The sequence below is a fragment of the Xanthomonas sp. 10-10 genome, assembly GCF_040182365.1.
GTDB lineage: Bacteria > Pseudomonadota > Gammaproteobacteria > Xanthomonadales > Xanthomonadaceae > Xanthomonas > Xanthomonas arboricola_F.
The window spans coordinates 63,740-85,748 of the sequence record NZ_CP144460.1 but is presented as its reverse complement, the minus strand read 5'-3'; the positions used below and the strand labels follow the sequence as shown (position 1 = coordinate 85,748).

Annotated in this window: 11 protein-coding genes; 4 read left to right on the top strand and 7 right to left on the bottom strand. The window is 67.0% G+C overall.

Features of this window, described 5'->3' with window-relative positions; genetic code table 11:
- Positions 1-8: 8 nt before the first annotated feature.
- From wecB to VZ068_RS00285, 5 genes are all read right to left on the bottom strand, one after another.
- Positions 9-1,127 (bottom strand): UDP-N-acetylglucosamine 2-epimerase (non-hydrolyzing), encoded by a 1,119-nt coding sequence (gene wecB / locus VZ068_RS00305; protein WP_349656507.1) that lies wholly within the window; start codon positions 1,125-1,127, stop codon positions 9-11.
- Positions 1,128-1,145: 18 nt separating this feature from the next.
- Positions 1,146-2,555: an undecaprenyl-phosphate glucose phosphotransferase gene (locus tag VZ068_RS00300; protein ID WP_259159076.1), complete on the bottom strand. Its 1,410-nt coding sequence runs from the start codon at positions 2,553-2,555 to the stop codon at positions 1,146-1,148.
- Between the two features lie 66 nt (positions 2,556-2,621).
- Entirely contained in the window at positions 2,622-3,794 is a 1,173-nt protein-coding gene (locus VZ068_RS00295) for a glycosyltransferase (protein ID WP_349656506.1), read from the bottom strand.
- Positions 3,791-4,933 (bottom strand): glycosyltransferase family 1 protein, encoded by a 1,143-nt coding sequence (locus tag VZ068_RS00290; RefSeq protein WP_349656505.1) that lies wholly within the window; start codon positions 4,931-4,933, stop codon positions 3,791-3,793. The genes VZ068_RS00295 and VZ068_RS00290 overlap by 4 nt, the downstream gene beginning before the upstream one ends.
- Before the next feature lie 540 nt (positions 4,934-5,473).
- Entirely contained in the window at positions 5,474-7,885 is a 2,412-nt protein-coding gene (locus VZ068_RS00285) for a penicillin acylase family protein (RefSeq protein WP_349656504.1), read from the bottom strand.
- 551 nt (positions 7,886-8,436) lie between these two features.
- Between VZ068_RS00285 and VZ068_RS00280 the strand changes: the two genes are divergently transcribed.
- The 3 genes from VZ068_RS00280 to VZ068_RS00270 all read left to right on the top strand — a co-directional run bounded on the left by VZ068_RS00280 (position 8,437) and on the right by VZ068_RS00270 (position 19,047).
- Entirely contained in the window at positions 8,437-16,974 is an 8,538-nt protein-coding gene (locus tag VZ068_RS00280; RefSeq protein ID WP_349657791.1) for a glucoamylase family protein, read from the top strand.
- Positions 16,971-17,192: a hypothetical protein gene (locus VZ068_RS00275; protein WP_259166560.1), complete on the top strand. Its 222-nt coding sequence runs from the start codon at positions 16,971-16,973 to the stop codon at positions 17,190-17,192. The genes VZ068_RS00280 and VZ068_RS00275 overlap by 4 nt, the downstream gene beginning before the upstream one ends.
- A 907-nt stretch (positions 17,193-18,099) precedes the next feature.
- Positions 18,100-19,047, top strand: coding sequence for a LysR family transcriptional regulator (locus tag VZ068_RS00270; RefSeq protein WP_259166559.1), 948 nt, complete (start codon positions 18,100-18,102; stop codon positions 19,045-19,047).
- 252 nt (positions 19,048-19,299) lie between these two features.
- Here VZ068_RS00270 and VZ068_RS00265 read toward each other — a convergent pair whose 3' ends face one another.
- Together VZ068_RS00265 and VZ068_RS00260 are read right to left on the bottom strand one after the other, a co-directional pair.
- Entirely contained in the window at positions 19,300-19,914 is a 615-nt protein-coding gene (locus tag VZ068_RS00265) for an NAD(P)H-dependent oxidoreductase (protein WP_259159066.1), read from the bottom strand.
- A gap of 232 nt (positions 19,915-20,146) precedes the next feature.
- Positions 20,147-21,028: a pirin family protein gene (locus tag VZ068_RS00260; RefSeq protein ID WP_349656503.1), complete on the bottom strand. Its 882-nt coding sequence runs from the start codon at positions 21,026-21,028 to the stop codon at positions 20,147-20,149.
- Positions 21,029-21,389: 361 nt separating this feature from the next.
- Between VZ068_RS00260 and VZ068_RS00255 the strand changes: the two genes are divergently transcribed.
- Positions 21,390-21,734, top strand: coding sequence for a hypothetical protein (locus VZ068_RS00255; protein WP_259166555.1), 345 nt, complete (start codon positions 21,390-21,392; stop codon positions 21,732-21,734).
- Positions 21,735-22,009 lie beyond the last annotated feature (275 nt).

Genomic DNA, 22,009 nt, shown 5'->3' with positions numbered 1-22,009 from the left:
CGACATGCTCACGCGTGCTGCAGGCGTTGACGCGGCGCGTAGGCCCGTTCGTCCCGCGCCAACAGCGTATCGAGGATGCAGCGAAACGCATGTCCATCGCCGAACGGGTTGCGCCATGTTACCGAGCGTCGCAGCAGACGATCGGCGGCGGAGCGCAGCGCAACTTCGTCCAGGCCGTGGGGGAGTTCCGCCCCACCGATCTGCAAGGTTTCCGGCCGCTCGGTATTGGTGCGCAGCACCAGACATTTGCGCTGCAGGATGCAGGCCTCCTCCTGGATACCGCCGCTATCGGTCATGATCAGGGCCGCGCCCTGCTGGAGTGCCAGCATATCCAGATAACCGACCGGCCCAATCGCGCGCAACGCCCGATGCCGCTGGGCCGCAGCGCTTCCCAGCGCGTCCAGGCGCGGGTGCATCGGAAACACCAACGGCAGGCCTTCGGCCTCGGAGATCGAGGTGACTGCCTGCATCAGGGCAGCAAAATGCGCGGGGTCTTCGGTATTGGACCGGCGGTGGCAGGTGAGCAGGTGATAGCCGCCTTCAGGTAGCCCCAGGCGTTGCAGGATCGTCGACCGTCGCAGTGCGGTCTGGGCGTGCGCCAGCGTCGCATCGGCGACGGTGTTACCGGTGATGCGGATGCGTGCACCGGTCAGACCTTCGTCGTGCAGGATCTGCGCCTGCAGTGCGGTTGGGCAGAACAGGTAATCGGACAAGTGGTCGATCAGAACGCGATTGACTTCCTCGGGCATGCTGCGATCGCGACTGCGCAGCCCGGCCTCGACGTGGGCAACGGCGATCTCCAATTTGTTGGCAGCCATGGCGCCAGCCAAGGCGCTATTGGTGTCGCCTTGCACCACCACGACATCCGGCTGCAGCTTCGCCAGCACCGGCTCGATTCCGCACAGCATCCGTCCGATCTGCACGCCATGCGGCGCGGAGCCTACGCCGAGATTGTAATCGGCCGGAGGCAGGCCCAGCTCGTCGAAGAACACCCGGTCCATCGCTTCGTCGTAATGCTGATTGGTATGGACAATCGAAAAATGCAGCCCATCGCGCAGACTGGCAGCGATCAGCGAGGCCAGTTTGATGATTTCCGGGCGGGTGCCGAGAACATAGGTGATGTGCATGGGACTCCCGATCCGGGTTCAATAGGCGTCGCGGTCAAACAGCACGATCACGCAGGTCTGCGCGATGATGCTCAGATCCAGCCAGAGCGACCAATGCTGGATGTAGGAAAGATCGTGCTGGACGCGTTGGTGCATTTTCTCCACGGTATCGGTCTCGCCGCGTAGGCCGTTGACCTGCGCCCAGCCGGTGATGCCCGGCTTGACCCGCTGACGTTGCAGATAGTTCGGCACCAATTGCTGGTATTGCGCGTTGTGAGCGACCGCGTGCGGACGCGGGCCAACAATGGCCATGTGCCCTTGAAGAACATTGAGGAACTGCGGCAATTCGTCCAGGCTGGTGCGCCGCAGAAACGCCCCGAAGCGGGTGACCCGAGGGTCTCCCCGCCTGGTTTGCGGCGCTGCGATTGCCGCATCGTGCACCTGCATGCTGCGGAACTTCCATAACTGGAACGGGCGCCCGTCCCATCCATGACGCATTTGCCGGAACAGCACCGGCCCGGGGCCGGAGAGCTTGACGCCCGCGGCCAGAGCCAGCATGAGCGGGGCGCTGATCACCACGATCGCGGTGGCCAACACACGGTCCATCGCCTCCTTCAGCATGCGCGACATGCCCGTCAGCGGGCGTACCGACAGTGACATCATCGGCAAGCCAATTACGTCTTCCAGGCACGACTGACCCGGACGAACTGCGGACAGATCCGGAATCCAGCGTGCATCCACGCAGCACGCATCCAGTTGGGCGATGCTTTGGCGAAGCCGCGCCTCTTCGCGCATCGGCCATGTGACCCACACGTCTCGGACATGCCGGGCTTCCAGCCAGCACGACAATCCAGCCATGCTGCCGAGCGCGAGGTCAGACGGTACCTGGAGCAATTCGATCCCGGAGCACGGCTGCTGCTGGATCCTCGTCACCAGCTCGGCGGTGCGCTCGGGCGGACCGAGCAGGGCGATACGCCGCCGCCCGATGTTGTGGCGATACAACCAGGCAAGTGCACCCTTCATGGCTTGTCGCACGCCCAGCAGACCGATACCGCCGCATCCAGCCCAGTAAAGGAACCACAGACGCGAGAACGCCGCGCCGGTTGCGCTCAGAAAGCTGATCGACATCAACACGCTCAGCACGATCGCCCACCCCGTCAACACGCGCCCCGCTACCATCGTCGGCGCCAGCTGAGGCCCCTGGCGATAGAGCGACAGGCGCCCGAACACCAGCAGCGTCAGCGCCGCGGCAGCGAGCAGCGCGTACGTATAGCGGGGTGCCTGCGGCAATGCCGGTTGACCGACTCGCATGGCATAGGCAAACAACCCGGTGCCGACCACCACGCCCATGTCGGCGATTTTCGCCAGACCGGCAACTGACCCAAGCAGATCACCAGATCGCCTGGGCACAACGGCGGCGCGCGGCAGCAGTGGATCGAGCGAGCTCATCCAGTGACCGCAGCCTGGCGATGGACAGTCGAGCCTACGCGTGGATGGATCAGCATCCCTCTCCCTTCATCCCTGGTTTCCTACAAGAGTGGCAGCTCCGCTCGCGGCACCGTGCACCTGGCGATAAAGCGTGGCATAGGAACGCACCATCGCCGCGCCGGTGAAGTACTGCCGATAACGGCTCAACGCCTCCTGCCCCAATGCGTTGGCCACCTGCGGATGGTTCCATAGATAACGCATTGCATCGCGTAAGGCCACCGGATCTGCAGGCGCCACCACCAGGCCGGTCTGTCCCGCCACGTTCACAAAACTGGTCCCGGTGCCGATTTCACAGGAAATCATCGGTTTGGCATGCATCGCCGCCTCCAGCAAGGTGATGCCGAACGCCTCCGAGCGCAGATGCGATGGAAATACCAGCCCTTCGCACAGCGACAGCAAGGCATGCTTGTCGGCATCGTCCAGCACGCCCAGAAAGTGGACGTGGGCCAGGCCGAGCTGCCGCGCCTGCTGGCGCAAGCGCGCGCCTTCCGGTCCGTCTCCAACGATGGCCACCGGGATCTGTGTCTCGCGCAGGGCCTGCAGCAGGTATTGCAGACCCTTGTAGTAGCGCAACACGCCGACGAACAACAGGAATCGCGGGCCCAGGCGCATGCGCCAGGTCTGCGCACGTTCGGCGTCCGGAGTATGGTGGCTGGATTGGTCCAGTCCGATCGGTATCACGCTCAGCTTGGCCTGAAAATCGGCCAGAACCGGGCTGGTGGCGCGGTAATTCGGCGATGTCGCAACGATATGGTCGACGCGGTCGAGGAACCGCTGCTGCAGCGGCCGATACAGGCGCAGCAACCGTCGTTGCCGCACGATGTCGGAGTGATACGTCAGCACCGAAGGCGTTCGAACGGCACTCGCCAGGTGCAGCACATCCATGAACGGCCACGGGAAATGATAATGGATCAGGTCGAAGCCGCGGGCCAGGCGCGCGAACTGGCGCAGCAAGCGCAGCGACACCGGCATCGATGCCAATTCGAAGTCGCGTCGAAAGCGGTGCAGCGTGTAGGGTCCCTGCATGCTGATACCCGCCAGGCGTCCATCGGCGCACAGTGTCACCACCTCGCTGTCCACAGCGTACCGATGCGACTGCGTAGCGAGCGTGCGCACCACTTGTTCGGTTCCGCCCATGGTCTCCGGCAAGCTGGTCTTGTAGACGTGCAGCACCCGTAGCGGGAAAGATGCAAGGCTCAAGCGGCCAACACGTCACGGTATGCATCGGCCGTCGCCGCCGCGCAACGCTGCCAGCTGAACTGGGCTGCGCGCTGCAGCCCCGCCTGCCGCGCGGCGTCACGCCAGGCCGCATCGTCCATGCCCCTTGCCAACGCCAGGGCCAATGCGCCGGGATCGGCAGGATCGAACAGCATCGCTGCATCGGCCGCCACCTCCGGCAATGCCGACGCCGATGAGCAAAGCACGGGCGTACCGCTGGCCATGGCCTCCAGCACCGGCAGGCCAAACCCTTCGTACAGCGATGGAAACACGAACAGACGGGCACCTGCCATCAGCGCCGGCAGACAGTCCTGAGGGACGTAGCCGAGATAGCGCAGCCAACCGGCCTGTTCGGCATTACGCATGCGCGCATGCAACGCCTCGCTGGACCAGCCGCTGTGGCCTGCGATCACCAACGGGTAGCGCGCACGCCAGGCGGCGGGCATGGCCGCGTACGCCGTCAGCAGCATGTCGATATTCTTGCGTGGTTCGATGGTACTCACGCACAGACAATACCCATCGGCCTGCAGGCCCAGCGCCTGCAGCGGTGCGGCTAGCTCGGCCGGGGGATGCGACCGAAACGCCGGATCTGCTGCCAGCGGGATTGCACGGATACGCTCCAGCGGCAAGGCAAAGTGCGCAGCGATCTCCTGCCGCGAGAATTCCGAGACAGTTACGATCAATTGCGCGCGTTGCACCGCCAGTGCCAATTCCTTGCGCATGTAGCGCACCCGGTCGGCGCGGTGGCATTCGGGCCAGCGGTAGATCGAAATGTCGTGGAAGGTCGCAACGCTGGGACCGCCATACGAAGGGAGGTAGTAATTGCAGCCATGCAACAGCGCCGGCTCCTGGCCGCGAAGGGCACGCGCCTTGGCCAGATTACCGAGGCGTCGATAGACGTCCGTCGCCGCTTCGATCCGCGAGAAACGATCACGCATCCACGACGCAACGGTCGAGGCCGGTCCGGGACTCGGTCGCTGTTGGAGCAGGCGTCGCCCATGCAGGTACTGCAACGATTCGATCTGCGGCAGTGCAGCCAGGTGCACCGCCAGTTCCTGCGTATAACGTCCGACCCCGGTAAGCGGGTGTCGAATCGACTCGGTAGCCAGGATGATATGCACGACGCGTGGCGACGATCAGGGCCGTTGGCAGGCGACGGCGCAGATGCCCGGGGCGCGCTGTACCGTCGGCGGTCTATCGGTACCTGGATGCAACGACTGGCACCGGCCCATTCCATGCTCCTCGTGGCGACCGACCCAGTCTACCCGCTGCCGAAGATGGCGGCGACCGAGTGATCCTCACTGCCACAGCGACGCCAGCCATGCACGCCGCGCTGTATCTTCGCTAAAGCAGCGCACCTGCCGGCGCAGGAAGATCCATCCGGCCATCGCAGGCAGCGACGTCAGGGACTTCCATCGCCTGATCCGCTGCATCCGCACATGGCGAGCTAGCCAACCTGCGGTCTGGGGCTATCGGCCCGTGTCGGCGCGACGCGCTACCCCGGCATGCGCCCCCCGGCTGCCGGATGGAACGACGACAGCTCAGTGATTCGGTACCCAGTCGCCTGGACGGATGCGCGGGGTTCGCCTGTAGGCATCGCACTCGCCTGTCAACGCCCGTGCAGCTGGCTCCGGTCGTCCCGTTACGCACAGACGGCATGACTAACGCGCTGCGGCAGGCAGCAGGTCGACAATCTGCTCGGTTGCCGCATCCACCGCAGCGCGCGTGTACAGCAGCGGGAAGTAGCTGCCCTGCAGCCACAGCGGCGCCAGGTCGCGGTAATGCGGGCTGGCCGGGTCGCCGGATTGGCCGGGGTAATTCATGGCGCGCGAATTATCCCAATCGCCCAGGTCGATGATCAGACGTGCGGACGGGCCGATCGTCTGGCGGAAGTCGCTGGGATCGTAACTGGATTGATTGGGCGTGTACGGGCTGCCGCCCTTGGCGAACGGGCCGACATCCAGCCGCGCGCGTTCGGCGCCGAGCGCTGCGCTCATCGCATGGGTGACGGTGTTGGTGTGCAGCTTGCCCCACTGCCATTGCGCCGGATCGGGGCCCTGCCTGTCGACCAGCGATTGATAGGCGCTGCGCAGCGACTCCAGCAGCAACCGGTCGCGAGCCGCGACAGGGTCGGGCCCGAACGCAGCGCCCGGATGCTCCAGCGCCTCCAGCAGTACCGCGGCGTCGGGCATGCCGAACGTGGCTGCCTCCGCCGGGCCCATCACCATGGCCTTGTAGGCCGCGCCGAGGTCGCTGCTGAACCACACTTCCTCCAGCGCGGCAGCGGCAGAGGTTGCGCTGACTTCGCCGTTCCACGGCCGCAGCAGTGCCAACGCCGCGTTGGTTGCCGGGTCCTGCGCGTGCAGCGGCTGGATCAGCGCCACCAGCCGCTGCGCCGGCAACGACACCTGGTCGTTCTGCAACTGCTGCGAATCCTGCAAGGTCACCTTGGGCAGCTGCGAGAGCACCTGGGTGATGCGGGCGTGCCGCGCGTCGTTGGCCCATTCGAAGCCGATCTTGCGTGCCAGGGATGGATCGCCGTCCGGCAGATTCATCTCGTTGGAGGTGGTGATGAAACCGGAAGCGGGATTCTTCGATGACGGCAGCACATCGCTGTGCCAGAAGCCGCTCCAATCGTAGCGTCCATCGCCGGGAACCGGCAGCAGCCCATCGGAGTGTGCGCGGCGCGGGGCCGTGCCGGCCGTCGCCCAACCGATGGTGCCGTGCACGTCGGCATAGACCTGATTGACCGACGGCGCGCCCCAGTGTGCGAGCGCGCCCTTGAACTGCTCGAACGATGCGCTACGCAGATACCGCAGCGACCCCAGATACGGCGCCGTGCCGGGTTGACTCCAGACCGAGGCAATGGCGTAGGCGATGTGCTTGTCCGCATCGACATAGACCACCGGCCCATGCCGGGTGAATTGCAGCTCCACCGGCACCGGTTTGCCATCGCGCACGGCAATGGATTCGCGCTGCGTACGCATCGGCTCCCAATGGCCTTGATACCAATAGGACGCGTGATTGGCCGGATTCAGACGGTAGACGTAGAGATCTTCCTGGTCGATGTTGAAGATGGTCAGGCCGAAGGCGCTGGTACGGTTGTGGCCGATCGCGATCCCCGGCGCGGTGGGCTCGCCGGCACCGATGATGTCCAGCCCCGGACTGCTCAGATGCACGAAGTAGCGCAGGCTGGGCACGGTATAGGCCCGATGCGGATCGTCTGCCAGTACCGCATGACCGGTGGCCGACTTGTGCGGGGCGATCACCCAGTTGTTGCTGCCTTCTGCAGCGGCTTGTTCTTCCGGGCGCAGCGACGCGCTGTCGGCGATGGCGCTGCGCGGCTGGGTATCGGCGCTCAGCCTGGGGCTCTGCGTGGCCAGTTCGTAGACCTTCAATACCGCGTCCGGAAGGCAGGGGTCCAATCCTTCGGGCACGTGGGTGGTCCAGGCCGGCTGCAGCTTCAGGCGGATCGCGTCGATGCGCAGCGAAGCCTTGCAGGCGACCTTGGCGCGTGCGACCTCGCTTTTGACGTTGCGGCTCAAGCCGGTGCTGCGGATGCGCAACACATCCTCGGCCGACCACGTCTGCGGACGATAGCCGAAGGTGCGGAATTCGTAAGGCAGCGCCTGTGGATGCGCATCCAGCCAGGCGATATAGGCATTGATGCCGGCAACGAATCGGCCCACGTCGCGCTGTGCGTCGGGGCCGTAACTGGCCCATTCGGCGTGCATGTCGCCGCGATACAGAAACAGCCGCGAGGCGCGATCCTGGGCGAGGTAGGCCGGCCCGAACGCCTCGGCCAGATGGCCAAGCCCTTTACGTCGCAGCAGATCGAGCTGGAACAGGCGGTCGCGCGCGACATTGAATCCCTGCACGAAGAACGCGTCGCCATCGGTGCGCGCGTAGATGTGCGCCACGCCCCAACGATCGACGCGGATCTGCGCCGGCTGCTCCAGCCCGGCCACTGCCATGGACGATGGCGATGGCGACGACGCTGGTGCGGCATTGCCCTGCAGGCTCAGGCTGCTCAGCAGCAGGCACAACGCCCACCGGTGTGTTGTGTGGAGCATGGATGAGGCCTTGTGACTGCAGAAAGGACGATGCCGCACGCCTGCACGATGACACCGACAGCCGTGCAGCGTGCCGCATTGGCGGCGTGTGCTTGCACGGATTGCAGAATGCACGGCGCAGCAAGCGAATCGTGCCGGGGGCGGCTGCGATGCAGTGTGGCTGCAGTGCCGTGCCCTGCGTTGCATGCACAGGCACACGCCCACAGGACTGTCGTGTCGGCTTGATCGCATGCTGTACGTGCGCATTCGCACGATGCCAGGCGTCGCATGCGCAACCATCGACAGCCGATATGCCATGGCATCGCGCGTCATGCATGCATCGCCTGCAGCATCGCGGAATGCTGCCTTCACATGCGCCGTGGCGCGAGCGCGCATGATCGTGGTTCTAGCGGCACTGATGCCGCACAGGCAATGTCTCCATGCCGCCAAAGCGGAAAGCGTCTGCGTTCTCTCTCTGGTGGCAATCGATTACCCAACCAGCACCATCGCTGCAGGCGCACCCGGCTCGGGATGCGGCAGTGCCCGGCGCTGCATTGCTCGGCGACGAGCAGATGGAAATGCTGGCGCGCGCGCTGGCAACGACGCACACGCTCTACACCGGCCCGGCACGCGAGCTGTTGTTGTCGGGACTGAAGTCCAATCAACGCGCGCTCGAAAGCGCGGCATCGCGCCTGAACGAGATGGCGGCCGCTGGCGTGCGCCTGCACCCTGCCGGCGAATGGCTGCTGGATAACGATTATCTGGTCCAAGAGCAGATCCGCCTGGCGCGCCAGCATCTTCCGCCTGGTTACAGCCGCCAGTTGCCGCGCCTGCGCACGCCGAACTCCATCGGTCTGCCGCGGGTCTACGAGTTGGGGTTGCAGGTCGTGGCGCATGGCGATGGGCGCGTGGATGCGATCACGCTGAGCCGTTTCATCGCGGCCTACCAACAGGTGGCACCGCTCAAGCTCGGCGAACTGTGGGCCATTCCGATCGTGTTGCGGCTGGCCTTGATCGACAACCTGCGCCGCGTTGCCGACGGCATCATGCACGACGGGCGCGACACGGCTCTGGCTGCGCATTGGGCCGCTATGCTGAACGCCACGGCCGCCGCGCAGCCCAAGGACGTGGTGGGAGTGGTGGCCGACATGGCGCGCTCGCAGCCGCCGGCCAGCGGCGCGTTCGTCGCCGAACTGACGCGCGGTATCCAGGGCCGCGGCCCGGTGCTGTCGATGGCCAGCGCCTGGGTGGAACAGTGGCTGGCGAGCGGAGGCCACAGCGTCGAGGGAATGGTGCATGCCGAAAGCCAGCGCCAGGCGGCCGACCAGGTATCGATCGGCAACAGCATCGGCAGCCTGCGCTTTCTGGACGAGATGGATTGGCGCGAGTTTGTCGAAACCATGAGCGTGGTCGAGCAGATCCTGCGCAAGGATCCGGCCGTCGTGTACGCGCGCATGGATTTCCAGACCCGCGATGCGTACCGGCACGTGGTGGAACATCTGGCCCACCGCATGAAGTGCGACGAACCCACGGTGGCCGACACCGTGCTGCGATTGGCCGCGCAAGCGCACGCGGCCGAACCGGTGGCCGCACACGTGGGTTACTACCTGGTGGATGCGGGGTTGCCGCTGTTGCGTGCCGCGCTGGGCGATCCGGCCGCACCCGGCGCGCCGACGCCACCGCGTCTGCGCGTGCGTCGCGTCGCGCTGCCGACGTATCTGTTGCCGATCGCAACGATCGCGGCGCTGTGGACCGGCGTGTTGCTGCAGTGGGCCAGCGCATTGCCGCCGGCGCTGTGGTGGATCACTGCCGGCATCGCGCTGCTGGCGGCCAGCGAGTTGGGCATTGCCCTGGTCAACTGGGTGGCGACGCTGTGGGTACGCCCGCGCCCGTTGCCGCGCATGGACCTGCGTGCCGGCATCACGCCCGATTGCCGCACGCTGGTGGTGATGCCGAGCATGCTGGCCGGTATCGATGCCATCGACGAGCTGGTCGGTGCGCTGGAGGTGCATTACCTGGCCAACCGCGACGCACAGCTGTACTTCGCGCTGCTCACCGATTTTCTCGATGCGGCGCAGGCGCTGTTGCCGGCGGACATGGCGCTGGTGGCGCATGCGGCGCAGCACATCGACCGGCTCAACGCGGCCTATGCCGACGCGCACGGCGATCGGTTCTTCCTGCTGCACCGTGCCCGCCAGTGGAATGCGGGCGAAGGCTGCTGGATGGGCGCCGAGCGCAAGCGCGGCAAGCTCGAAGCGCTCAACCGCCTGCTGTGCGCCGAGGATGCGCCGCTGCAGGCGGCCAGCGACTTCCTGCAGGTGCAGGGCGATGTCGCCGTCCTGGTGGGGGTGCGCTATGTGATCACGCTGGACAGCGACACCCATCTGCCCAGGGATGCGGCACGTGCCCTGGTCGGGGCGATGTCGCATCCGTTGAACATGCCGCGCCTGGATGCGTCCGGGCAGTACGTGGAAGCCGGCTACGGCATCCTGCAGCCCGGCCTGGGCACCGGCATGAGCGAGGGTGGCGAATCGCGCTTTGCGCGCATGTTCGGGATCGAACCGGGCATCGATCCGTACACGCGGGTGGTGTCGGACGTGTATCAGGACCTGTTCGGCGAAGGCTCGTTCATCGGCAAGGGCATCTATGCGGTGGCGACCTTCGAGCAGGTGCTGGCCGGGCGCTTCCCCGACAACCGCGTGCTCAGCCACGACTTGCTGGAAGGCTGCTATGTCCGCGCCGGGTTGCTCAGCGACGTGCGCCTGTACGAGCGCCATCCGCAACGCTACGCCACCGATGCCAAGCGCCGCGCGCGCTGGGTACGCGGCGACTGGCAGCTGTTGCCGTGGCTGCTGCCGTGGGTGCCCGATCGCGGCGGCAAGCGCGCGCGCAACCGGTTGTCGTGGCTATCGCGCGGCAAGCTGCTGGACAACCTGCGCCGCAGCCTGGTGGCGCCGGCCGCCTTCGGCCTGCTGCTGATCGGCTGGCTGTGCTCGCCCACGCCATTGCGCTGGACAGCCTGGCTGCTGGCGCTGTGGCTGCTGCCGGGGCTGTGCTCGGCGCTCTATGCGCTGGCGCACCCGCCCGAAGGTCTGGGGTTGCGCCATCACGCGCGCCAGGTCGGCGTGGGGCTGCGTCAGTACCTGTTGCGCACCGGCGTGGTGCTGGCCTGCCTGCCGTTCGAGGCCGGGCTGCAACTGGCGGCCATCGCCCGCACGCTGGTGCGGATGGCCATCACCCATCGCCATCTGTTGCAGTGGGCGCCCTCCAGCGAAGTGGAACGCAGCGCGCGCAGCGGCAATGCCGAACATCGCCTGATGGCCGGCGCCGCCTGCGCCGCGGCGCTGGTGGTTGCAGCGGTTGCGTGGTGGTCGCCGGTGGCGCTGTGGGTGGCACTGCCGCTTGGCGTGGCGTGGATGGGCGCACCCTGGCTGATGGCCTGGCTGGGCGGGCAGCCCGCCGCCCCGGTGGCGCAATTGTCGCAGGAGCAGCGCGCTTTCCTCGGCGGATTGTCGCGGCGCACCTGGGCGTTCTTCGAGACCCATTGCACCGCGCAGCATCATTGGCTGCCGCCGGACAACGTGCAGGAATATCCGGTCACGGTGGTGGCCAACCGCACCTCGCCGACCAACATCGGGCTGGGCCTGCTGGCCAACCTGGCCGCCTACGATCTGGGCTACCTGACAGTGGCCGGCGTCATGACCCGCGTGGCCGATACGCTGACCACCCTGGAATCGCTGCCGCGCCACCGCGGCCATTTCTACAACTGGTACGACACCGAAACGCTGGCGCCGCTGCTGCCGCGTTATGTCTCCACCGTCGACAGCGGCAATCTGGCCGGTCATCTGCTGACGCTGCGGCAAGGGTTGCTGGCGCTGGTGGAGGCGCCGGCGGTCTCGATGGCGGTGTTCGACGGGCTGGCCGACACCTTGAGCGTGCTGGCATCGCACGCCAGGGCACGCAACGTCACCGCCGATGCGCTGGATGCGCTGGATACGATGGCGCAGGGCGTGCAGGGCCTTTGCAGCCAGCCCGCGCCAAGCCCGCCCCAGGCCGACAAGGCGCTGCGCCTGCTGTTGGCGCAAAGCCAGCGGATCCTGGCGCTGATGCCGGTCAGCGGCGACGACGAAGAACCGTGGCCGCAGCGGCTGGTGGCCAGTTGCAAGGCCGCCCTGGCCGAGTTGAGTCACTGCGCACCGGCACTGGCCGACACCGATCCGCACGCAACAGGGACGACGGGCGCCATGGTCGCCACGCTGCGGCAACTGGCCGCCAGCGACTGCGCACCGAACGTGCAGAGCTGGGCCGCCAACCGTGTGCAGGAACTGCACCGGCTGGCGCATCGCGCCGGGCAGTTGGCGCAGATGGATTACGACTTTCTCTACAACCGTGCCCCGCAGTTGTTGTCGATCGGCTACAACGTCGACGACCGTCGCCTGGACAGCGGCCATTACGATCTGCTGGCCTCCGAGGCGCGCCTGGGGATCTTCGTGGCCATCGCCCAGGGCAAGCTGCCGCAGGACAGCTGGTTCGCGCTCGGGCGCACGCTCACCGATACCGGCGCCGAGCCGACGCTGCTGTCGTGGAGCGGCTCGATGTTCGAGTACCTGATGCCCGACCTGGTGATGCCCAGCTATCCGCAGACGCTGCTGAACCGCTCGATGCGCGGCGCGGTGCAGGCGCAGATCCGCTACGGCGCCGCGCGCGATGTGCCCTGGGGCGTGTCCGAATCGGGCTACAACACGGTCGATACGCGGCGCAATTATCAATACCGCGCGTTCGGTGTGCCCGGGCTCGGACTCAAGCGCGGCCTGGGCCAGGATCTGGTGATCGCCCCGTATGCCAGCGCGATGGCCTTGATGGTCGACCCGGATGCGGCGTGCCGCAATCTGCAGCATTTGCAGGCGCTGGGATTCGGCGGCCGCTTCGGGCTGTACGAGGCGATCGACTACACCCCGTCGCGGGTGCCGCGTGGCGAACAACACGCCGTGGTCCGCTCGTTCATGTCGCACCATCAGGGCATGGCGCTGCTGGCACTGGACCACGTGTTGCGCGATGCGCCGATGCAACAGCGCTTTGTCGCCGATCCGCAATTCCAGGCCACGCTGCTGCTGTTGCAGGAGCGCGCGCCGCGTGCCGGCGTCTACGTCAAGGGATTGGCCCAGGCCGCGGAGCGCCCGGTTCCCACCGAGGCGGGCATGGCCCTGCGCATCCATCGCGACCCCGATCTGGCCCAGCCGGCGTTGCAACTGCTCTCCAACGGGCGTTACCACGGCATGCTGACCTCGGCCGGCGGTGGCTACAGCCGCGCGCGCGACATGGCGGTGACCCGCTGGCGCGAGGACGGCACCCGCGACCACTGGGGCACCTTCTGCTATCTGCGCGATGTGGACAGCGGCGCGGTGTGGTCGGCCGCGCATCAACCCACCTGCGTGCCGGTGGAGCGCTACGAGGCGATTTTTTCCGACGCGAAAGCCGAGTTCAAGGGCAGCCACCAGCGCTACGACAGCCATCTGGAAATCGCCATTTCCGCCGAGGACGACGTGGAGATGCGCCGGCTGCGCATCCGCAACCGTTCGCGGCAGACGCGCGTGATCGAAATCACCACCTATGCCGAAGTGGTGCTGGCGCCGGCGCAGGCCGACGAGGCGCATCCGGCCTTCAGCAACCTGTTCGTGCAGACCGAGATCCTGGCCGACAAGCAGGCATTGCTCTGTACACGGCGCCCGCGCGGGCATGACGAGGCGCAGCCGTGGATGCTGCATCTGGTGGCCGTGCACGATGCCGACGTGGCGACGATTTCCTACGAGACCGATCGCGCCGCCTTCGTCGGGCGCGGGCGCAGCACCCGCAATCCGCTTGCCTTGCACGCGCACGCCAACCTGTCCGGCGCGGCCGGCTCGGTGCTGGACCCGATCGTGGCGATCCGCTGCCGTATTTCGCTGGCGCCCGACCAGCAGGCGCAGGTGGACATGGTCTATGGCGTCGGGACCCAACGCGAGGCCTGCACCGCGCTGATCGACAAATACCGCGACCGCCGTCTGGCCGATCGGGTGTTCGACCTGGCGCTGACCCAGAGCCAGGTCACGCGCCGGCAGATCGACGCCTCGCTGGAAGATGCGATGCTCTACGAGCGGCTGGCCGCGCGCGTGCTGTTCGTCGACCCGCAATTGCGCGCCGATAACGAAGTACTGCTGCACAACCATCGTGGCCAGTCGGCGCTGTGGAGTCATGCCATCTCCGGCGATCTGCCGATCGTGCTGTTGCGCATCACCGACCCGGACAATCTCGACCTGGCGCGCCAGCTGGTGCAGGCACACGCGTACTGGCGCCTGAAGGGCCTGCGCGCGGATCTGGTGATCTGGAACGAAAGCCAGGCCGGCTATCGCCAACAGTTGCAGGACGCCATCCTGGGCCTGATCGCCGCCGATCCCGAAGCCAATGTCCTCGACCGTCCCGGCGGCATCTTCGTGCGCGCCATCGAACACATTTCGCAGGAAGACCGCGTGCTGCTGCAGACCGTGGCGCGCGCGATCCTGTGCGATGCCAACGGCACGCTGGACGCGCAACTGCAGCGCCACCCCAGCGCACGCGCGCAGCCGCCGCTGCTGGAGCCGATCCAGCAGCTGGACAGCGCCGACGCGTTGGCCAGCACCCACGCCGCCTATCTGGACCGCACCCTGCAGGCCGCATCCGACGAAGCGGTGCTGTTCGACAATGGCCTGGGCGCGTTCGCCGCCGACGGCCGCGAGTACCGCATCACCCTGGACGAGGGCATGCCCACGCCGGCACCGTGGTGCAACGTGCTGGCCAACGCCCAGTTCGGCAGCGTGGTCAGCGACAGCAGCGCCGGCTACAGCTGGGCCGAGAACGCGCACGAGTTCCGGCTGACGCCATGGCATAACGACCCGGTCGGCGATGCCTCCGGCGAAGCGTTCTATCTGCGCGACGAAGACACCGGGCAAGTGTGGTCGCCCATGGCGCTGCCGTGCCGCGGCAGCGGCCGCTACACGGTGCGCCATGGCTTTGGCTACAGCGTCTACAGCCATACCGAACACGGCATCGGCAGCGAGTTGTGGGTGTTCGTGGATGCGCAACGGCCGATCAAGTTCAGCCATCTGCGGTTGAAGAACCTGTCCGGGCGCCCACGCCGTCTCAGCGTGACCGGCTATGTGGAATGGGTGCTAGGTGACATCCGCACGCGCTCGCAGCTGCATGTGGTCAGCGAGGTCGACCTGGGCAGCAGCGTGCTGACCGCACGCAACCCGTACAACACCGAGTTCGACGGGCGCGTGGCGTTCTTCGATGCCGATGCGCCCAGCCGCAGCATCACCGCCGACCGCAGCGAATTCATCGGCCGCAACGGCAGCCTGGCCGCACCGGCCGCGCTCGCCCGGCAGCGGTTGTCCGGGCGCGTGGGTGCCGGCCTGGACCCATGCGCGGCGATCCAGATCCCGCTGACGCTGGCGGCCGAACAGAGCTTTGAGACGGTGTTCCGGCTGGGTGCGGCCAGCAACCGCGACGCTGCGCTGGAACTGGCGCGCAGCAGCCGCGGCGTGGCCACCGCGCAGGCCGCATTGCTGGACGTGCGCAGGCACTGGGAACAGGTGCTCGGCAGCGTGCAGGTGCGCACGCCCGACCCTGCCGTGGATCTGCTGGCCAATGGCTGGCTGCTCTACCAGACCATCGCCTGCCGCTTCCTGGCGCGCAGCGGCTATTACCAGTCCGGTGGCGCGTTCGGCTTCCGCGATCAATTGCAGGACAGCATGGCGATGGTGCACGCGCAACCGGCGCTCAGCCGCGCCCATCTGTTGCGCAGCGCCGCGCATCAATTCGTGCAGGGCGATGTGCAGCATTGGTGGCACCCGCCACAAGATCGCGGCGTACGCACGCAGTGCTCGGACGACTTCCTGTGGTTGCCGCAGGCGCTATGCCGCTATCTGGACACCACCGCCGACACCAGCGTGCTCGACGAACCTGTCGGCTTCATCGACGGGCGCGCGCTCAAGCCCGACGAGGAATCGTATTACGACCTGCCGCAGCTCACCGGCAACGTGCAGTCGCTGTACGCACATGGCGTGCTCGCCCTGCAGCGCGGCATGACGCGACTGGGCGAGCGCGGCCTGCCGCTGATCGGCAGCGGCGACTGGAACGACGGCATGAACCGGGTCGGCAAGGACGGCAAGGGCGAAAGCGTCTGGCTGGGCTTCTTCCTCTACGACACCCTGCTGCGCTTTTCGGCCGTGGCCACGCAGCGCGACGATACGGTGTTCGCCGCCAGCTGCCGCACCCATGCGCAGGCCTTGCGCGCAGCGCTGGAACAACACGCCTGGGATGGGCAGTGGTACCGGCGCGCCTGGTTCGACGACGGCACCGTGCTGGGCTCGCACAGTTCCGACGAATGCCGCATCGATTCGTTGTCGCAGAGCTGGTCGGTGCTGTCCGGAGCGATGGATCCGGCGCGCAGCGCGCAGGCGATGCAGGCCATGTACCAGCACCTGGTCGATGCCGATGCGGGCATCGTCAAACTGCTGATGCCGCCGTTCGATCGTACCGGCCACGACCCGGGCTATATCCGGGGCTACGTGCCCGGCGTGCGCGAGAACGGCGGCCAGTACACGCATGCGGCGGTGTGGGCGGCGATGGCCTTCGCCCATCTCGGCGACAGCGCGCGCGCCTGGCAACTGGCCGGGATGATCAACCCGATCCACCACGCCCTGGATGCCGACGCCGCGCAGCGTTACAAGGCCGAACCCTATGTGCTGGCGGCCGATGTCTACGCAGTGGCGCCGCACGCCGGCCGCGGCGGCTGGAGCTGGTACACCGGCGCGGCCGGCTGGATGTACCGGCTGCTGACCGAATCGCTGCTTGGTCTGCAACGGCATGGCACCCGCATGCATATCGTGCCGTGCATCCCGGCCGGCTGGCCGGGCTATCAGCTGCGTTATCGCTTCGGCAGCAGCACCTACATCGTCGACGTCACCCAGCGCCCAGGGGTCCAGCCACGGCTGGAAATCGACGGAGTGACGCAAGCCGAGCTTGCTTTCACCCTGGTCGACGACGGCGAGGTCCACGCTGTCGCCCTGGACTGGCCGGGAGAGGCGACATGAGCATGCGCACACGCACCCACACCAATCACCAGCTTTCCGACCTGGGCAGGATGTTGTCGGTGTGGCCGCAACGGGTACGTGACCCCAGCCAGTTCTGGCCGCAATTCGATGCCTTGGCCAAAGGCATCCTGGATGAGGCGGCCGAAGCCGATCTGCAACGCGTGCAGCGTCGCTTGCGGCAGCTGCTGCACCGCCACGGGCTGACGCGCGCGCAGTAAGCGTACAGTCTCCACGGTCTCGTCGTCTGGTGAACAGGCTTCGGAGCGGGCAAGGCGCTGTCGCCAAGCCGTAGCTTCGCTCAGCTGCAACCGACCCATCGCAGCGGTCATCACCGCTGAGCCGGCGAGAGGTGAGGCTTGGTGTCGTTTTGGTGCAGCGTCAACTGCTCAGTCGGTCGAGCGCGCGATGCCCTCGCCGCTCGCGGGACACGCCGCAAGTACGTCCCTGTAGGCTCGGTGGCGGCATCCATGCCGCCACACGGTCCCGCAAGCGGCAAGGACACCGCACCAGACAATTGGTCGGTTGTTCGCTTAAAGGCTTGTCCGTTGATCGGCTCGCGTTAGGAGACTAGCGGACGCTTGCTTGTCAGAACTGCAGGGCACGGTACCTGCTCTTACGATGCACACCGACCCTATCGACCGGTCCTTGCCTGCCCACCGTCGCGGGACCTTACGCGGCATCCATGCCGCCACACGGTCCCGCAAGCGGCGAGGACACCGCACCAGACAATTGGTCGGTTGTTCGCTTAAAAGCTTGTCTGTTGATCGGCTTGCGTTAGGAGACTAGCGGACGCTTGCTTGTCAGAACTGCAGGGCACGGTGCCTGCTCTTACGATGCACACCGACCCTCTCGACCGGTCCTTGCCCGCCCACCGTCGCGGGACCTTACGCGGCATGGATGCCGCGTAAGAGCCTCCATGGACGGATTCACGGCGTGTCCCGCGATGGTGGGCGGGCAAGGGCCCTGCAGCCAAACCGCAGCGTCCATGCTCTGCGCCTGACCCCTCCGCACTGTTTCGCCACTTCTGAGTGGCCGAGTTACCGCAGACAGCACTCCACACCACCATGATCGACGACGCGCAGGCGCCACGCTTAGACTCCGCGTTTACACGCGCCAAGGCCGCTGGTGATCGATCTCAATGACATCGCGTTGTACGTGCAGGTGGTGCGCAGCGGCAGCTTTGCCGAGGCCGCACGCCGGCTAGGCACCGCGCCCAACAGCGTGAGCCGGCGCGTGCAGCAGCTGGAAGCGCAGCTGGACACACGCCTGATGCAACGCTCCACCCGCAAGCTCACCCTCACCGACGCCGGCCAAGCCTTTTACGAGCGTTGCGCCGATGCGGTGGACGGGCTGACCTCGGCCGGGCAGAGCCTGGTGGCCGGTGGCGATGAAGCCGCCGGTCTGGTGCGGGTGGCGGCGCCTGCGGATTTCCTGGATTTTTTCCGCGTCGAATGGGTGGGCGAGTTTCTCGCTGCGCATCCGCGCGTGCGCCTGGAATTCGTGCTCAGCGATGGCAAGGCGGACCTGATCGCCGAGCGCATCGATGTGGCCTTCCGCGGCGGTGTGGTGACGGACCTGGGCTATGTCGGCCGCCAGATCCTGGCCGACACCAACGATGTGCTGGTGGCCAGCCCCGGTTACCTGCAGGCACGCGGCAGGCCGCTGCGGCTGGACGAATTGCCGCAGCACGACTGCCTCAGCTTCCCGCATCCGAGCGGGTACGCCACCTGGACGCTGGTCGGCCCGTCCGGGCTTGCCGAAGACGTCCAGGTGCAGGCGCGCATGGCCGCCACCACTGCGCGCGCGCTGCGGCTTGCGGCGGTGGCCGGGCTCGGCATCGCATTGTTGCCGCAGGCGCTCACCTGGCCCGATATCCACGAAGGTCGCCTGACCGTGGTGTTGCCGGATTTTCAACGCAAGGGCCAGAGCCTGTACGCGCTGTATCCGAGCCGGCACCATCTGCCGCGTGCGGTGTCGGCGTTTATCCAGGCCGTGGCGACGCGACTGAATGCGGCTGAATGCAAAAAGGTGGCTGGCTTGGCAAACAGCGCCGCCATGCCGGGCGTGCGGTGATCGTGGCGCTGCGGAGTGCGGCGGTTTCAACGCCTTGATTCGACCCAGTCTGCGCACCTCGCGCGCACAACATCACGCCGACCTTGCTTGAAAGCGGTTGACGCCCTGCCGCGCGGGCAACGCGTTGCATCGAGCAGCACGTTGTCCGCTCGATGCAGGGTCGGCACGTTTGAACCATCGGCACCGTGCAAACGGATCACATGATCGCCAGCGCGGGCGATGCCCCCGGACGGGCATCGCGTGCTGCATCACTCAGGCTGCAAGCCCTTCGATCTGCTGCTGGGCGCTGGCAATCCCCGCCTGGCGGGCGTCTGCGCCAGTGGCCAGGCCTTCGGCCACGATGACCTCGGGGGCGTGCACGCCGACAAAGCCCAACGCGGTGCGCATGTAGGTCTCTGCATGTTCAAGCGATGCCATCGGCGAGCCGGCGCCATAGAAGCCGCCACGCGCCACCAGCAGAATCACCCGCTTGTTGCCGGCCAGCCCTTCGGGCAGGCCTTGCGCGTTATAGCGGAAGGTCCTGCCGGCCACCAGCACACGATCGATCCATGCCTTGAGCTGAGTCGGGATGGTGAAGTTGTAAAGCGCCACACCGATCACCACAGTGTCGGCCTCCAGAAATTCCTGCAGCACCGCTGCACTGGTGGCCAGTTCGGCTGCCAGTTCCGGGCTCTGGTCGCCGGTGGGATTCTGCTGGGCCGCCAGGTGCGCGCCGGAGAGGTGCGCCAGCGGCGTGGCGGCCAGATCGCGGTAGGTCACTGCGATATCGCGGTTGCCGGACTGCAACCTGGCAACCGTGGCCGCCGACAGCTGACGGCTGACCGAGTAAGCGCCGAGGATGCTGGAATCGAGATGGAGCAGTTTCATTGGAATGCCTTTGGAAACGTAGGGGGTGTGAGGGTTCGACGATGCGTGGCGGTAGCGCCCACGCATCGACACGGTGGTGATGGACGTCGTTGAAGCTCTGACGCGCGCAGGGCGCGCCTTTTCAAAGCGCACGGCTCTCAGCAACATCGGCAGTGCGCTGGTTTGCTGGGCAACGCGTGTACCGTGAGCCGGCCACGCCGCCGCCCTGCATCCGCTGCCCGCGGCGGTTGCATCAGGCCAGGCGGCCCCTGGCGCGCAACTGCTCGCCGATGCGGCGGATCTCCGCCTCGCCCTGGGCCAGTGCCGCCGCGCTGGTGTGCACCGAGTAGTGGCCCATCACCAGCTCGTGCGGATGCTTGACCGCCGAGCCGAGCACGAACGATGTCGCGCCCACCGACACCACCTCGATGGCCTGCTCGGCATCCTTGAACACAGCCATCTGGCCGGCGCCGATGCTTTCGGCCGCTTCCAGCTGGCCGCCGTGCACCGCGATCCAGGCCACGCTGTGGCCGGCTGGCGGCACGTAGCGCCAGGTCTCGCCGTCGCGCAACTGCACGCTCAGGTAGGTCATGTCGGCCGGTGCCGGGATCCTGCTTTCCAGCGCGCCGTAGCGACCCAGCAGCACGCGCACCGGGCCGGCCACCGGCACATCCTCCGGCGACAGGTACAGGCTCTGCGCCGGCGCATTTTCCTCGGCCGCCGGCAGTGCGACCCACAGCTGGAAGCCCTTGGCCGACGCCTGGCCCACCGGCACGCCGTCGTGCCAGACGCCATTGCCGGCACGCATCCATTCCACCCCGCCGGTGGGCAGCGTGCCCTGCTGGCCGGTGCTGTCCTCATAGCCGACCTCGCCCTCCATCAGGTAGGTGAGCGTGGCAATGCCCGAATGCGGATGCATGCCCATCGGTGCGGCTCCTGCGGACGGTTTGACGGTGAACAGGTCCAGGAACACGAACGGCTTGACCAGCTGGCCCAGATCGCCCGGGCTCATCAGCCGGGTGATCGGTCCGCGGGTGGTGCCGCGGGTGCGAAACACCACTGGGCGCGGCGGGACCTGCACGCTTGGCGCGCGCTGCGGCTGATCGGCATAGACGGGGGCCAGTTGTGCGTTCATGACAGATCTCTTTGCGGTGGTGGAGCAAGCTGCTCCGGTGATGCAAAGCGTAGAGACGCGCCGATTGATCGACTAGCCGGGACATTTGGAGTGCAGTCGTCCAGAAATTGAAGCAATCCTCTCCACATGATCTTCCCGGCACGCGCGACTGGCGCAGCGGCCGCACCGCTTGCGCCGTGCGCGCGCTCGGGACGGGAGCGCTGCCCGGGGACTTTCGCTCGGTGATCCAGATGCTGGTCGCTCCCGGCCACCAATCCAGCGCGAACAGCTCGGCGTTGCCGTGCGCCCCGGCGGGCAGCCTTCATGCCGCGCCGACAACGGATTCTTCACGCTTGCGCCATTCTTCCGCTGGAGATCTCCGATGATCCGCACCCTCGCCCCGCTCGCTGCCGTCCTGTTGCTCTCGGCCTGTGCCTCCAACCAGGTGGCGCAGGTACAGCCCATCGATGGCGCGATCTCCGGCCAGTGCCATATCGAAAAGGTCCGCGGCATCGTGGGTCTGGCCGCAGCGGCGCAGACGGTGGAGCGTGCACGCGTCGATAGCGACAGCCTGCAGGTCAGCGTGCGGCGCGGCGAACGCGCCACCGGCGGCACCACCGCCAGCGGCCTGGCCGACCCGGCGCAGGGCGCCAGCGAGAGCGGTGGCGATCACCTGAGCATCGAAACCGGCCCGTACAACAACATCACCGCGGTGTATTGCGGCTGACGGCAACGCCTGGCGGCGAAGCGGCGGGTTGCAATCGCAGCGGCCTGGTCTGGCGAGTCCTGCGCAGGCGATGGCCCCGGACTGCAAGGTGACGGTGGCTGCAGCTGCGCTGCCCTTGCGGCCCTGCACGGACGACCAGCGCACCGGCCCCCAAGTACTGTCCGCCGGCCGGTCATCCGGAAGTACCTGGCGCGCTGCCACAGCGGCGGGCACGCCGTTGCCAGCGGGAGTCGGCACCGGGCAACCACACAGCCAACGCGTCACTGCGGGCACGG